Raw genomic sequence first — 15,556 nt, 5'->3', positions numbered from 1 at the left:
ACTTGTGTTTATGGTGGAGTTTTTTTGTTCCCAATTTTAAAATTCAAAATCTGAAAGGAGCCTGAACCGTGACGGACAGTATGATCAAAATTACATTAAACGGACAGGAACTGAGAACGAATAGCAGTGCAACCATTCTTGAAGTAATTAACGAAAACAATATCGCCCACCCCCAACTGTGTTACGTCCCCGAAGTGGACCCGATCCGCACCTGTGATACCTGTATTGTGGAAGTGGACGGAAAGCTTGTCCGTTCCTGCTCAACGCTTGCTACGGATGGAATGGATATTCACTTACATTCGGACCGCGCAAAAGCGGCTCAAACCGAGGCTATGGACCGTTTGCTGGAGAATCACCTCCTCTACTGCACGGTGTGCGATAACAACAACGGTAATTGTAAACTGCATAACACCGCAGAGCTTATGGAAATTGAACATCAAAAATATCCATATCGACCGAAGGTTGATCCCACAGAAGTAGATATGTCCCACCCTTTTTACCGCTATGATCCCAATCAATGTATTGCATGTGGCCAATGCGTAGAGGTATGTCAGAACCTGCAGGTCAATGAAACACTGTCCCTCGACTGGGAGGCTGAACGCCCTCGCGTGATCTGGGACGATGGAGTTGCCATTAACGATTCCTCCTGCGTCAGCTGCGGTCAGTGTGTAACGGTCTGCCCATGTAACGCCTTGATGGAAAAATCCATGCTGGGCGAAGCCGGCTTCATGAGCGGCATAAATAAGGATTTGTTAAATCCAATGGTCGATTTAATTAAGGAAGTGGAGCCGGGCTACAGCGGTATTTTTGCCATTTCGGAAGCTGAAGCAGCAATGCGTGAAACACGTACGAAAAAAACTAAAACCGTCTGCACGTTTTGCGGTGTAGGTTGCAGCTTTGAGGTTTGGACCAAAGGCCGCAAAATTTTGAAGGTACAGCCTACCTCTGAGGGGCCTGTCAATGACATCTCGACATGCGTCAAAGGGAAATTTGGTTGGGATTTTGTAAATAGCGATCAGCGTTTGACCTCACCTCTAATTCGTCAAGGAGACGAATTCGTGGAAGCAACCTGGGAAGAAGCTCTGAGCCTGATGGCCAGTAAAATGGGAGCTATCAAAGAAACATACGGGGGCGAGGCACTCGGCTTTATTTCTTCGTCCAAATTTACCAATGAAGAAAATTATCTGATGCAAAAGCTGGCTCGTCAGGTGTTCCAAACGAATAACGTTGATAACTGCTCACGGTATTGTCAATCTCCTGCATCATGGGGACTACAACATACCGGAGGCATCGGCGGCGACAGCGGCACGATTAAAGACATTGCCTCCGCAGGTTTGGTCATACTGGTCGGCTGTGCGCCGGGAGAAGGGCATCCAGTGCTGGCTACCCGTATCAAACGTGCGCATAAGCTGCATGGTCAAAAGCTGATCTCGGTGGACCTGCGCAAGCATGAAATGGCAGAACGCGCAGATCTATTCATGCGTCCGAAGCAAGGTACTGATTATGTATGGTTATCCGCTGTAGCCAAATACATCATTGAGCAAAACTGGCATGATGCTAAATTTATTGAGGAGCATGTAAATTTCTATCCTGAATATTTAAAATTGCTAGAGCGTTACACCCTTGAATTCGCCGAACAGGAAACTGGCCTTTCCAAAGAGACGCTGATTCAGGTAGCAACCATGATTCACGAAGCGGATGGCACGGCCATTTGCTGGGGCATGGGCGTAACACAAAACATCGCAGGCTCCTACACTTCGATTGCAATTGCCAACCTGCTGCTGGTGACCGGCAACTTTATGCGTCCGGGCGCAGGCGCATATCCGCTTCGCGGACATAACAATGTTCAGGGTGCTGCCGATATGGGGACGATGCCGGATATTTTTCCTGGCTATCAGCCCGTTACGAACGATATCATTCGTGCCAAGTTTGAAGCGGCCTACGGCGTACAAATTCCAAATCAACGCGGACTGGACAACATTCAAATGCTGGAAGCCATTAAAACAGGTAAACTCAAAGCGATGTATATCGCTGGAGAAGAAATGGCATGGGTGGATGCGGACTCTAACCATACCCAAGAAATGCTAGCAAATTTGGATTTCCTTGTCGTTCAGGATGTATTTCTGAGCAAGACAGCTGAATTTGCTGATGTCATTTTGCCAGCTGTACCTTCACTTGAAAAGGACGGAACCTTCACAAACACGGAACGTCGCGTACAGCGTTTATATGAAGCACTCCGTCCTGTAGGTGACAGTAAACCGGATTGGTGGATCTTTAACCAATTTGCCAAGCACATGGGATTTGATTGGGATTACAGTCATCCGAGTGAAATTTTTGAGGAAATGGCGTCACTCACTCCATTTTTCTCCCAATGCAATTACGACGTATTGGAAGGTTGGAATAGCTTTCACTGGGGATCGCCGGATGGTAGCAACACACCGCTTCTGCACACCCACGGCTTCAACTTTCCAGATAAAAAAGCACGTTTGGGACTCTTCGAATATGTACCACCAAAAGAGTACCCCGCTAAATTCGATCTGACCCTAAATAATGGTCGACTGCTCGAACAGTTTCATGAAGGAAATATGACGACCAAATCACCAGGCATTCAGCTCAAACTTCCAAAAGTGTTTGTGGAAGTGTCCCCAGAGCTGGCTGAAGAACGTGGAGTTACAGACGGATCACTGGTTCGGCTGGAATCTCCCTATGGTGCGGTCAAGCTACGTGTTCTGGTGACGGATCGGGTGCAGGGAACTGAAATTTATGTGCCAATGCACTCTACCAGCCATGAGGGTGCTGTTAATCTATTAACTGGCGGAGCATTTGATGTAGTTACGCGTACACCTGCCTATAAACAAACCAAAGTAAGGATGCAAATATTGGAGGTTGACGGTCAGAATCCACTGCCACATATCAATCCACGTTATAAAAAGCGGCATCCGCAAAACGGGGTTGAAGTGAACCGTAAGTGGAATCGTCCCGGTTACGTCGATTTGGTAGATCAAAAATAAGGAGGACAAACCATGGCTAAGCCTATTTCAATCGTGAGAAAACGTGTTTTGACAGCAGAAGAACGGCAAAAACAATCACTGGATCAGCTAACTGCCGATCTGGCAGACAATGGGGCGGCATTGCATAAGACGCTTGAAATTGTACGTGAGCTGCATGACAGCGGTCTTCTCGAAGCAGCTCAGTCTATGCTAAAAGCCAAAGAAACCATTGCCAAAATTGCTGTAGGACAAGCGACGCGCAAACCTGTGACGAACATCATCAATAATCTGATGGGTGCAGCAGGGATGCTATCCGAGGTAGACCCCGAGCTGATGAAAAAACTGGCAAGCAGCGTCACTACGGGCCTGAATGAAGCCGAAGAGCATCTAAAGCAGAATAAAAAGACACGGCTGCGTGATCTCATGAAAGCAATGAATGATCCAGATGTAAACCGGGCAATGGGGTTCGGTATTCATTTTCTCAAAGGAATGGGAAAGGGTTTGTCTGATCAATAGCTTAATAGATGTGATAGTGGAACCTACTAACCACAGACAATAAAAAGAGCTGGCTCCGTTAACGGGGGCAGCTCTTTTTATTTATTTTTTATCCACCTGCAACAACGTCACCGTCTTAAGAGAAACGGTATCTTTTATTTGCTCATCCGCGATAACCTTAAGCTTAAGCAAGCTGGCAATCTTCGAAGAATCCGGCTTGGAAAACAAACGCCATAATTGAGGATCAGGCAATGCATCATACAATTTCGCATGATCGTATTCCTTGCGGTGCTGCTGTACAATCCTGACTCTGTAGCTACCAATTTCCCAATCGGATACTTCCTGCTCTGCACAATGGGCGGTAATGTCATTGCGCAAATCAGCCAGTTCACCTTCAATTTCTTTTTGCTTTTGCTTTAACTGGTAATAGCGACGCACCTTGTTTTCCAATTCCATCACGCTCCTCTGCTTACATATGTATGTTGGCAGAAGCGTTTTAGGACAAGTTTTATAACGTTAGGATAAAAGTTGTAACTAAAATTGAAACAGCATTTCCCGGGTAATGGCAATACCGTTCAATTAAGCCCTCATCATTCAAACTTTATTCAAGATTTTGCAAAATCCTCATTTAGGTACGTTCGCCCCAGGAGGTATAGGTCCCGCTTTTTTGGACTCCCCTTTGCGCTTCATATAATTGGCCCAGTATGCCGTTAGAATTGGCACCAAAATGGAGGTTACTATGACTGAAGCGGCTACTAATGCTGTTGCAGATTGTGCAACAGGCAAAAATTCAGGCTTAATGTTGGCAACAATGACTGGATTCGCTACTGCTGCACCTGCGGTGCTGGAGGCTGCAATCCCTGCCGTACCGTTGCCACCACCGATATATTTATCTGCCAGAATCAGTGGAATGCCCGTAATTATTATTACAAAAATACCCAATAAAATACCTAGCACACCTGTCTGGACAATAACACTCAGATCAATGGAACAACCCAGCGCAAAACCGAAAAACGGAATCAGAGCTTGTGTCGCATTCCCAAAATATTTACGGAAATCATGATCCAGATTGCCTAGCATAAAGCCGACCAAAAATGGTAATACGGCCCCGACAAATGTTTGCGGTTCAAAAACGGCCAATCCGGTACTACCTAAAATAAGCATGGTTACCAACGGACCCGATTCCAGTGACATCAACACGAATGCCCCTGCCTCTTCCTTGGAGCCATACTGCTGCATAATGGAGGCGTAGAGACCGCCGTTCGTCATATCCATAGCCGAGATTAGGGCCAGCACCGATAAACCTGCAAATAGCCCACTTTCTACGCCGCCAACAGGCAGCAATCTGGACGCAATGATCGCCACGACCCAAGCGACCGCAATTTTAGTCAATACGAGTGTTCCTGATTTACGCAATACGGTGCCTGTCGCTCGCACATCTATGGAAGCGCCCATACAAAAAAACCACACCGCCAAAATAGGCACTGTACCGGTCATTAACCCCTTGGTAAAAGATCCAAAATAGTCGCCTGCCCATGGAGTAAATGTATGAAAAAGTGCGCCGATAAACAGCGGCACCAGCATTATGCCCCCAGGAATTTTATCGATGTTTTGTTTGATTTTCATAACTTCATTCAACCCTTTCGTTTTTGCCATTGCAAAAACAAGGCCGTTTTACTTGCGGCTTAAGCCGAGCTCAGGGATCAATTTTGCGAAAGTATCATGACTATCCTTCAGTTGACGCGCGAATGCTTCTGCATCCTGGACACGCAATCCTAACCCATGCTTTCGCATTTCCTCCCTGAATTCCTCGTCTTTCGTCCCCTTGATCAGTGCATCCGCCAGCGTTCGAGCCACTTCATTGGGTGTATCCTTAGGTACAGCCAGCCCTCTCCAGGTGCCGATAAAATGGACACGCAGCCCAGTCGCCTGCTGAAGTGTCGGCACTTTTGGAAACGCTTCCGAAATGGTGTCTGCCTGGATCGCCAGTATGCGAAGTTTTCCTTCGTCCACGTATTTCTTCACCTCTGCGGGACTGACAGGTACAGCGTCCACGAATCCGCTCATTAAAGCAGAAACAGCTGGACCTGCTCCCTCATAAGGGATATGGGTGAAGCGGACTCCGCTTTTCTGCTCCAGCATCGCGGCAGCGAGGTGCCAGATACTTCCCGTGCCTGCATTACCCATTTTTAGCTTGCCTGGATGAACCCTAGCATCCTCCAGAAATGCTTTCGCCGTCGTCCACGGGGCGTCCGCCCGGACCGTAATGGCAGAAGGGTCCATATTGGTCTGAAGCAGCGGCTTAAAGCGCTCATAGGTGATTGGCAACAGCCCCAAATGTGGCAATGTAGTCAGTTCAGCGACCAGATACGTTACGGTGTAACCGTCCGCCTGCGCCTCAGCTCCCTCCATCAGCCCAACAGAACCACCTCCGCCTGTTCGATTGACGACGATGATCGGCTGTCCGAGATGCTTTTCGGCGGCTTTTGCCAACGCTCTTGCGGTAATATCCGTACCGCCCCCCGCCGCATATGGAACGACAAGCGTTACTGGCTTCGCAGGAAATATACGACTGTGATCCTGCAGGGTGCGGTGATCCACATATTCACTGATACTCAAGGCAGAAAGCATAGCCACTCCTGCCGCAACCAGCACATATTTTTGCCATGGCTTTTTCTTCATTACGTTTCCTCATCTCCACAAATAAACTGGGCCTATTGCGCCCGTCGTCACCTCCAACGTTTTTGGTCATTTGTTCACGCTTACATGAAGTCAATGTACCGCAACGTGGAGGCCCACATCTATCGTCTAATCTTCGTGTTTATCTTCCATTTCACCAAAGTATCGATCTTTTGACCGATCTGCATATTCATTAGAGGATTTGTTGATTTGTCTGAATTTCCCTGGGGTCACTTGCTTATACTTGCGAAATACACGAATAAAGCTGTTCTCGTTTCGATACCCGACCTGCTCTGCAATTTCGCCAATTTTCAAATGCGTTTCACACAGCAATATGCATGCCTTTTTGATACGTAATGCAGTCAAATAATCGTATACGGTAGTTCCCGTTTCCTCTTTGAACATACTACTCACTGAGGATACGCTCATGTGAACATGATCCGCAATTTCCTGAAGCCCGATGTTCAGATGCAGGTGATGTTCCATATAGTCGATCATCTCTTGTACACGTACAAAATCTTTGGACTTGTGGCGTCCGTGCCATTTTTCTTCAATATCAGTCAACATGATGGCCAGCAGCGCCTCAATGTCTTGAAGGTCTAGCGTCAGAATCTGATTCCAGTGATAATCAGCAAGCTGATCTGGCGGAGTCACGCTCTGAGTGACACACCACTTTAGCAAATTTTCCAGCAGTTCATGAACAAATAGGTAGACTTGGTGTGGAGATGTCCTATAGTGTCGAAGTTCTTCTACCCACTGGCTGACTAGCTTTGCACTTGCACCAGGTTCCTGCAACTCCACAGCACGAATCAGATCCACACGCCGAGGGTCCAATAATCTTGCATCTTGAGACTGATCCTGTGGCTGCATATGCACTATGCAATCCTGTTTCACATTTATGTTGCTGCTCAAATTCATATGTGAACGTCCATACCCCTCATACAAACGCAAATTAAGCGCCTCTTTTCCTTTTATAAAAGACGCCCGTGCCTCTTGAATATCTGTGACCCTATGGCCAATCCCTACCGAAATCGTCATAGGAAGATGCTGAGCAACAACCTGAATCAGCCTGTCAATGCTTTTGCGAAGCCATACCCTTTCTTTGGCTGCGCCCTCCGCTCCAACTTCATGTACACTCTCTCTGTGCTGCAACAGTACGACCAGACCACTCTCCTCCTCCGGCGCACTGACTGCTCTCCATTGAGGCTCAAGCATCTCCAGCAAAATATTGTTCAACGCATATTTGAGCAGCATTTTGTCCTCTTCTGGAAAGCTTGCAGTCCACGTAGAATACCGATCGATCGACACGATCATAACAACCAAAGAATTATTAGCCCAATCGGAAAAATACTGCTCCCATTTCGTTCGCATTTCCTGTATACCCATTCTACGCTGGAAGACATCTTCTATATATTTGGAACGCAGCTCCGGCAAGCTTCGCTCTACCACCAACGATTTGCGGTGAAATTCTCCAACCAACTTGCTAATTATGGGTTCCAGATCATACAATCCTCCCTGACGCGTCCCCTTGTTGCCTGAATTCAAGAGACTATTAATTTTTTTCATGGGGCGAAAAGCTGCATAATTGTAATAGTACACCGCCGAGCACCCCGCCAGGATAGAGATCAAGGCCAGCCACAGCATCATATTGCGCGCCAGCTTCACATTTTTCAGCAGCTTGTCCATCGGTACAAGTGATACTAGACGCCAGCCCGTGACATCGGAGAAGGTCTGGTTCGCCATATATTCCATATCCCCGATTTCTACATAAGCATAAGGATTTACATCCAGCTCTTTCAAAACCCTGCTCATATCATTTAAGGGTAAGGACGATCTCAGCTTGGGATAGATCAGCTCGCCCTCCAGATCATAGACGTATTGCGAGTTGGACAAATGAATATACAGTTTGGAGAAAAAACGGTCATAATCCAAATTGATTAACACCGCACCCCTGACCTGTCCATTCTCTACTATAGGCCTGGCCAGCGAGAGCAGCTCTATCGTGCCATGCTGTTGATCAGTACCATACCATCTCCGCTTAATCAGCAACGGCTTTTTTTGAATGTCCTGAATCCAGGGAACCCAGGTTGTATCCGGTGCCTGCTTCCAATCGGGCAAATAACCATAATTGCTGGACACAAGGGCATGATTATCCAAAGAAATGACTTCAACCGAATAAATTTCTTCGTGCGAAGAAAGGGTTTTCAAATATTTCTGAAGCCGATCGATAACGGTGGCTTTGTTGGATACCGATTTTCCATCCGTATGAATACGTATAAAAGACTCTACATCTGGATAATAAGCCGCATCCAGCGCCTTGTTATCCGACTCGCGGAAAGCCCGATTGGTCACATCCAGATTGATTTGCAACAATTCTATATTGGGTGTGTTCAGCTCAGTGTCCAAGCCTTCACGATATCTTGAATACGATAGCAAGCCGATCACGCTGATCACGAGCGATACGCACAGTGTGAGCAGCAGAATCAGTCTTGTCTGCTTATTTTTCAGTATCAATCGAAGCTTAAGTCGCAACATTCCTGTAGCTTCATCCTTCCAGACTGCATTGTCTATCTTTCTCTTACTCCAATATTAGATGCCATATTACCTTTACATCTATTTGACGTATGAAGTGGAATTTCCTTCCTATATACTTCAAACTTAACAGAAGTCACATCCTTAAAAATAAAAAAGAAGAAGTCCCCCCTATACAAGGTAGAACTTCTTCTTACGTGCTGCTTGCATTCATTATTCAGCAGCATAGATATTCGTATTACAGTGGTTGGCTCGTCTTTTCCACCTGAAAACGATCCAGCTCCCGCTGCATCTCCTCGCGAATTTGGCGAAGCTCCCTTACCTTCTCAGCCGATTCCTCGAAGGAACGCTTCTGCTCCACCGTGGAAGCCGTAATCTCTTCACTGCCTGCGGCAGACTGCTGAGTGATTGCACTAATATTCTCGATAGCTTGCTGCACCTGTACACTCAGTTCCCGCGATACATTCATGTCCATGGATAACTTGCTGACTTGACCGGCAATTTGCTGCACTTTGCCACTAATCTCTCTAAATGATTCTCCGGTGGAGGAAGTTGCCTTCTCCTGCTCGCGGAACAGCTCCTGACTTTGTGCCACAGAAGTCTTCACCTTATCCATAGCCTTCATGATCCCCTCAACAGCGGTATAAATTTTCTTTACAGCAGATTCAGATTGATTAGCTAGCTTTTTCACTTCATTGGCAACAACAGCAAAGCCTTTTCCCGCTTCACCCGCACGTGCAGCCTCAATCGAAGCGTTCAAGGACAGCAGCGACGTCTGGCTGGCAATCTCAGATACATAACCGGTCATCGTTGTAATCTCGGCTGCATTAGACTCCAGTTCTCTGACGGTTTGCTCCACTTCGGACATTGCTGAACGATTCTCTGCAACAATTCGCATTTGATCACTCATGACACGCGTCCCCTGCTCAATAACACGCAAAGCATCCTCACTATACGTGGTTGATTGCGCAGTCTCCTGCAGATTAGATTCAAACTTCTGCTGCATATCATCCACCACGCCAACCGTCGACGACAGGTCCTCAGCAATTTTCTGACTGCCTATTGCAAGTTCCTCTGTTGATGTACTGACTTGTGTCACAATTTCCTTCATGGCCTCATTATGCTGATCAATATCCCGAGCCATTAGATCGACACGATTACCCGCTTGATCTATGGAGAGCACAATGCTGCGCAAGTTTCCGATCATAATACGGAAAGATTCATTGAGCTCATCCAGCTCATCGCGGCCCTTTGTTTGAGCCAGTTGCACGGTTAAATTCCCCTCGGCAATTTGCTTCGCTGCCTCCGTTAGCTTACGGGTTCTAAGCGCAAGCTGCCTGGAGGTATATGTATTGTATAGCCCAACTGCCACCAGAAGTAGAACTGCACCTGCCAAGGCTAATTGCCATGTAAAACGAATACTCTTGGTCAAGTCTTCTGTGTATTGGTCGTAACGCGCTTTGGTCAGCAGATCCAGCATAAATACATCGTTCTGAATCCCTTGGGCACGCATAGCCTCTCGTTTGGATTCTGGGCTGTTCTGAGCACTCATCGCTTTTTCCGTTGCTACTTTCAATTGGCTGAATTTTGTTTTAATCGTATCCAGTCGCTTTTGCTGTGCTTCCGTCTGCATCATGCCCTGTGAAAGCAAAGTAATCGTTTTTTCAGACTGAGTCAGCTGATTTTGCACATCGGCTTTGTTGCTCTCCGTCATGGAAGTAGAATAATTTTGCAACGCCTGCCCCGACTGAATCAAATAGGCGTTAAGCTGCTGTACATTCAACATAGCTGGAACAAGATTACTGCTTTGAGCGTTAATACGTAACAATTCAAAAATGATATAAGCTACTAAAGCCAGGCAAGCGATCAAAGAAATCATCGCGTTAAGCACCAGTTTACCTTGCAGTTTCATCAGCCTTTATCCTCCGTTTGCGAAAATTTATTGGGTGGGTACAGTAAGTGTGCCGGATTTGATTTTTTCCATTAAATCATCCATCACCTTTTGTTGATCCGGATTTAGTGTCACGACACGAATAGGCGCCAAACCTATACCTTCTTCCGCAAGTCCAAACACCATATCCTTCTCCGTAAATTTTCTTTGATGATCTGCAAAGCCTTTGACTACTGTATAAATTGCATTGTCTACATTTTTAATCATAGAGGTCACTACCGCTTTTTCCGCAACAAAAAACTGGTCGCTATCGACCCCGATGGCAAATTTGTGCTGCTTCTGCGCCTCCTGTAGCGCACCTACACCGGTTAGCCCTGCTGCTGCGAAAATGACATCAATCCGGTCCTGATTGATCATGTCATCTGCAATTTTCGTACCCAACTCCGGCTTGCCAAAATCTCCTGCATATGTTGCCGTAACTTTCGCATTTGGCTTGACTGATTGCACTCCTGCGCGATACCCAATTTCAAACTTTTTCAATAGAGGCGATTCCGCTCCTCCGAGAAAACCTACCTGTTCGGTGCGACTCGTCAGACCAGCAACAACTCCGGCCATAAAGCTGCCTTCTTCTGCTTTGAAGGTAATGGAAGCCACATTCGGTAATTCCGATGTTTCATCCACGATTAAAAATTTACGGTCTGGATTCTTTTTGGCGACGGCCTCCAAACTGTCCTTCACCATGTAACCCAACCCAATGATTAAATCTGCTTTTTCTTGAACAAGCTGATTAAAAGCAGCATCATACGTCTTGGTCTCAGCTATTTCCCGGTATTCAAAAACAATCTTCCCCTCATCCCGTGCCTTGACCAAACCTCGAAAAGCCGCGTCGCTGTAGGATTGGTCACCTAGACCAATGTCTGACAGTACGATTCCCACCTTAATGGGTTCGGCCTTGGTTTGTACATCTGATTGCCCACATGCACTTAGCAATAATGCAAAGATCGTGACAATGGGAATCCACCTAAAAGTTAACCATACAGCTCGTTTCTTCATGACATATCACCTCAATATAAAATGCAAATCCCCAACAACTTTATATCGGTTATAGAGGTGTATTTGTTCATAAATTTTTCTGTAAATTCATTGTAAATGGATAATGACAATGGGTTCATCTTTTTCTACATGTAATAAGCGTCTGTTTTCGTACTGCTTTTATTGTACGTGCTGTCTAAAATTATTTATTTCGTTTATCCGGAAAGAATAAAGTGTAATTTTTATGGTAAACGTAGGAAACCCCTTCAACCATCACTCTATGTTGAAACTGAAAGGAGCTACATTTAGAATGACTTCAACAAATTCAATTCCGCAGCCTAAAACATACGGTCCCTTAGGAAATCTGCCCTTGATCGACACTCATGCCCCTGTCCAGTCGCTGGTTAAGCTTGCTTATGAGTACGGTCCCATTTTTCGCATGGATCTGCCTGAAGGAACGAATATTTATATTTCTGGTCATAAGCTGGTCGCAGATGCTTGTGATGAATCCCGCTTCGACAAACAGGTGTGGGCCCCATTACAAAAAGTACGAGCTTTTGCCGGAGATGGACTATTCACAAGCTGGACCGAGGAACCGAACTGGCGCAAGGCCCACCAAATGTTGCTGCCAAGCTTCAGTCAGCGGGCCATGAAGGGTTACCACAATATGATGCTGGATCTTGCTGTTCAGCTAGTACAAAAATGGTCTCGGCTTAATCCAGATGAAAGTGTAGAAGTACCGGAAGATATGACCCGACTGACTTTGGATACTATCGGGTTATGCGGCTTTAATTATCGTTTTAACAGCTTTTACCGCGATCAGCCCCATCCGTTCGTGACCAGTATGACACGTGCACTGGATGAAGCCATGAGTCAGCTGCAACGCCTCAATCTGCAAAACAAACTGATGTTATCGAAGAAAAAACAGTTTAAACATGACATCGAAACGATGTTCTCTCTGGTGGATAGCATTATTCAAGAGCGCAAAAGCGTGGGCAACCAAGGAGAAGAGGATTTACTGGCACGTATGCTGGAAGGTAAGGACCCGGAAACAGGTGAAACGCTGGATGATGAAAATATTCGCTATCAGATCATCACCTTTCTCATCGCCGGTCATGAAACGACCAGTGGGCTTTTATCCTTTGCCATTTACTATTTGCTTAAAAATCCACGAAAACTAACCAAAGCCTATGAAGAAGTAGATCGCGTGCTCACCGATTCGCTGCCTTCCTATACTCAGGTGCGTGAACTCAAGTACATAAGAATGATACTGAATGAAGCCCTGCGGCTATGGCCAACAGCTCCCGCCTTTTCTCTCTTCGCCAAAGAAGATACGCTGCTCGACGGAACCTATCCGCTTAAAAAAGGCGACAGTGTCAATGTACTTATCCCGAAACTGCACCGTGATACCGAGGCCTGGGGTGAAGATGTTGAGGAATTTAGACCGGAACGCTTTGAGGACCCATCCGCCATTCCGCAAGATGCCTACAAACCGTTTGGCAACGGTCAACGGGCCTGTATCGGACAACAGTTTGCCTTACAGGAGGCCACCCTTGTGTTGGGTATGGTACTGAAACATTTTGAACTGATTGACCATACTCATTATGAGTTGAAAGTCAAAGAAACACTCACACTCAAGCCTGAGGGCTTCACCATTCAAGTACGTCCGCGCAGCACACAGACTACCGTCATATTGCCAGGTGCCGCTCAAGAACTTCATGAAAAGGAGGAACAAAAAGTTGCAGCCCCCCATGCCGAAAAGCATGATACTTCTTTGTTGTCTTTGTACGGCTCGAATCTGGGTACAGCTGAGGGACTTGCAGGTGAACTAGCCGATTCAGGTCGGAATTGGGGTTTCAACAGTAGTATAGCAACTCTGAATGATCATGTAGACAATTTGCCTAAAGAAGGCGTGGTACTTATTACGACCGCATCTTATAACGGACATCCACCGGATAATGCCGATGCCTTCGTAGAATGGTTGAAGCAGGTAGACGAGGGACAACTGGCAGGCATAAGGTATGCTGTCTTTGGTTGCGGTGACCGGAATTGGGCCAGTACGTATCAGCGCATTCCAAGGATGATCGATGAGCTAATGGCTGCCAAAGGGGCAAAGCGACTGTATGATCGGGGTGAGGGCGATGCCAGTGGTGACTTCGAGAAGGATTGGGAAGTCTGGAACCACGGCTTATGGCCGGAATTGCTAAATGCCTTCGGAATAGAGCACAGCGATGCAGAACCGCAGGACACCAGCAGTCTGAGCATAGAGTTTGTAAGCGACGTACTAAGCGCTCCGCTGGCGGCCAACTATGAGGCAGCTACTGCCGTTGTTACCGCGAATCGTGAGCTGCACGCTGCTGAAAGTGAACGCAGTACACGACATCTGGAGATCAAATTACCAGCCGATTTGTCCTATCGCGAGGGTGATCATCTTGGTGTTTTGCCGCGTAATCCTGCTTCGTTGGTTAATAGGGTGATGCAACGCTTTAAGTTACAGGATCAGGACTACATCGTATTAAAAGGCAGTGACCGGGATGCGGCGCATCTCCCCTTGGATCGGCCTGTCAGCGTAGGAGATTTGCTCACTCTCAGTGTGGAAATGCAAGAACCGGCAACCAGAGCCCAGCTAAGGCAACTGGCATCCTTTACAGTGTGTCCACCGCATAAGAAAGAAATCGAAGCTTTGCTCGAGGATACTACTTTCGATCAAGAGATACGAAAGAAGCGCGTCACGATGCTGGATATTCTGGAGAAGTATCCAGCCTGCGAGCTGCCATTTGAAAACTTCATCTCGCTGTTACCACCACTCAAGCCTAGATACTACTCCATCTCCAGTTCTCCGCTTGAGTCGGAGAATTCAGCGAGTATAACCGTGAGCGTCGTGCGTGGACCAGCCCGTAGTGGGCAGGGCGAATACCTTGGTATTGCCTCCAATTATTTGGCACAGCTCCAACCAGATGATCCGGTTGTCATTTTTGTGCGAAAGCCTCAGTCTGGCTTCCGTTTGCCGGAAGACCCGGCCGTGCCTATCATCATGGTCGGTCCGGGTACTGGTGTTGCCCCATTCCGCGGATTTCTCCAAACACGCCATGTGCTTAAGGAGAGAGGCGAACAGCTCGGCGAGGCTCATCTATACTATGGCTGCCGTGATCCCAAGCTCGATTATCTATACAAGCAAGAGCTGGAGGCCTGGGAGCAGGAAGGAATCGTTACGGTTCATACAGCCTTTTCACGTCTGCCCGGTCAACCTAAAAGGTATGTACAGCATGTCATGAATGAAGATGCAGACACTCTGATTCACTTGCTTGATGAGGGAGCACATCTATATGTATGCGGTGACGGTAGCCGGATGGCCCCCGACGTTGAAGACACGCTCTGTGCGGCCTATGCGGATGTACACCATACAAGTAAAGAAGAAGCGCAGCAATGGTTGGAGCAGCTCCAACAGGATAAACGCTATGCCAAGGATGTCTGGACAGGCATCTGATGATAACGGTATATAAAGATACATCATGTTAAAAATAAAAGGGACTGACTACCAGGCATCGATCTCGTCGGCTAGTAGTTCAGTCCCTTTTATGATTTGCTTTTGTTCCACCATTTAGAGGCAACCACGTCTGTTTTACTTTCTATAAGTTCCATGACCTCTTCACGACGTTTGGCTTTGAACAGGTTGATCATATCTATCAAATCATTGCGATCCAATAATTTAACCCCGTTGACAGCAGCAAGTGTTTTACAGGATTCCGTATAACGACCGGAGGTGATGACTATAGACTTGTCGGCCGCATAATAACGCATAGAGGTGTAAATTTCCTGTACCGCGCCCAAGCCGACCGGATGTTGTACAGCATAACGCTTGGCTTGAATTACGACTCTGGCGCCTTCACGGTCTGTAAATACCAGATCCGCTCCATAATCCCGGCTGCTGGTTGTT

General features: G+C 46.9%; 10 protein-coding genes. 3 read left to right on the top strand and 7 right to left on the bottom strand.

What is annotated here, in order from left to right; genetic code table 11:
- Window positions 1-68: 68 nt before the first annotated feature.
- Window positions 69-3,011, top strand: a complete 2,943-nt coding sequence (fdhF, locus tag ABEW32_RS26145; protein WP_430193202.1) for a formate dehydrogenase subunit alpha — start codon at window positions 69-71, stop codon at window positions 3,009-3,011.
- 12 nt (window positions 3,012-3,023) lie between these two features.
- Window positions 3,024-3,506, top strand: coding sequence for a helical membrane plugin domain-containing protein (locus tag ABEW32_RS26140; protein WP_430193200.1), 483 nt, complete (start codon window positions 3,024-3,026; stop codon window positions 3,504-3,506).
- An 81-nt stretch (window positions 3,507-3,587) separates the two neighbouring features.
- Here the strand turns inward: ABEW32_RS26140 and ABEW32_RS26135 are convergent, their stop codons facing one another.
- The 6 genes from ABEW32_RS26135 to ABEW32_RS26110 all read right to left on the bottom strand — a co-directional run bounded on the left by ABEW32_RS26135 (window position 3,588) and on the right by ABEW32_RS26110 (window position 11,640).
- Window positions 3,588-3,941: a hypothetical protein gene (locus ABEW32_RS26135; RefSeq protein ID WP_430193208.1), complete on the bottom strand. Its 354-nt coding sequence runs from the start codon at window positions 3,939-3,941 to the stop codon at window positions 3,588-3,590.
- 168 nt (window positions 3,942-4,109) lie between these two features.
- A complete protein-coding gene (gene kdgT, locus ABEW32_RS26130) occupies window positions 4,110-5,111 on the bottom strand; it encodes a 2-keto-3-deoxygluconate transporter (RefSeq protein ID WP_430193206.1) in 1,002 nt (333 codons plus the stop codon).
- Between the two features lie 48 nt (window positions 5,112-5,159).
- Window positions 5,160-6,167 (bottom strand): tripartite tricarboxylate transporter substrate binding protein, encoded by a 1,008-nt coding sequence (locus ABEW32_RS26125; protein ID WP_430193198.1) that lies wholly within the window; start codon window positions 6,165-6,167, stop codon window positions 5,160-5,162.
- Between the two features lie 126 nt (window positions 6,168-6,293).
- The gene (locus tag ABEW32_RS26120) at window positions 6,294-8,735 is read right to left on the bottom strand and encodes an AraC family transcriptional regulator (RefSeq protein WP_430193204.1); all 2,442 of its coding nucleotides are present in this window, start codon (window positions 8,733-8,735) and stop codon (window positions 6,294-6,296) included.
- A 199-nt stretch (window positions 8,736-8,934) separates the two neighbouring features.
- On the bottom strand, window positions 8,935-10,608 hold the full coding sequence (locus tag ABEW32_RS26115; protein WP_430193196.1) for a methyl-accepting chemotaxis protein: 1,674 nt from the start codon (window positions 10,606-10,608) through the stop codon (window positions 8,935-8,937).
- 27 nt (window positions 10,609-10,635) lie between these two features.
- The gene (locus ABEW32_RS26110) at window positions 10,636-11,640 is read right to left on the bottom strand and encodes a BMP family lipoprotein (RefSeq protein WP_430193194.1); all 1,005 of its coding nucleotides are present in this window, start codon (window positions 11,638-11,640) and stop codon (window positions 10,636-10,638) included.
- Between the two features lie 289 nt (window positions 11,641-11,929).
- Here ABEW32_RS26110 and ABEW32_RS26105 point away from each other — a divergent pair, with 289 nt between their 5' ends.
- A complete protein-coding gene (locus ABEW32_RS26105; RefSeq protein WP_430193192.1) occupies window positions 11,930-15,106 on the top strand; it encodes a bifunctional cytochrome P450/NADPH--P450 reductase in 3,177 nt (1,058 codons plus the stop codon).
- An 89-nt stretch (window positions 15,107-15,195) separates the two neighbouring features.
- Here ABEW32_RS26105 and ABEW32_RS26100 read toward each other — a convergent pair.
- On the bottom strand, window positions 15,196-15,556 hold a 361-nt coding region (locus ABEW32_RS26100), incomplete at its 5' end, for a restriction endonuclease (protein WP_430193190.1).

The sequence above is a fragment of the Paenibacillus jamilae genome (genome assembly GCF_050482105.1).
Lineage (GTDB): Bacteria > Bacillota > Bacilli > Paenibacillales > Paenibacillaceae > Paenibacillus > Paenibacillus jamilae_B.
The sequence above is the reverse complement of the archived record's forward strand: the minus strand, read 5'-3'. Positions and strand labels throughout refer to the sequence as shown.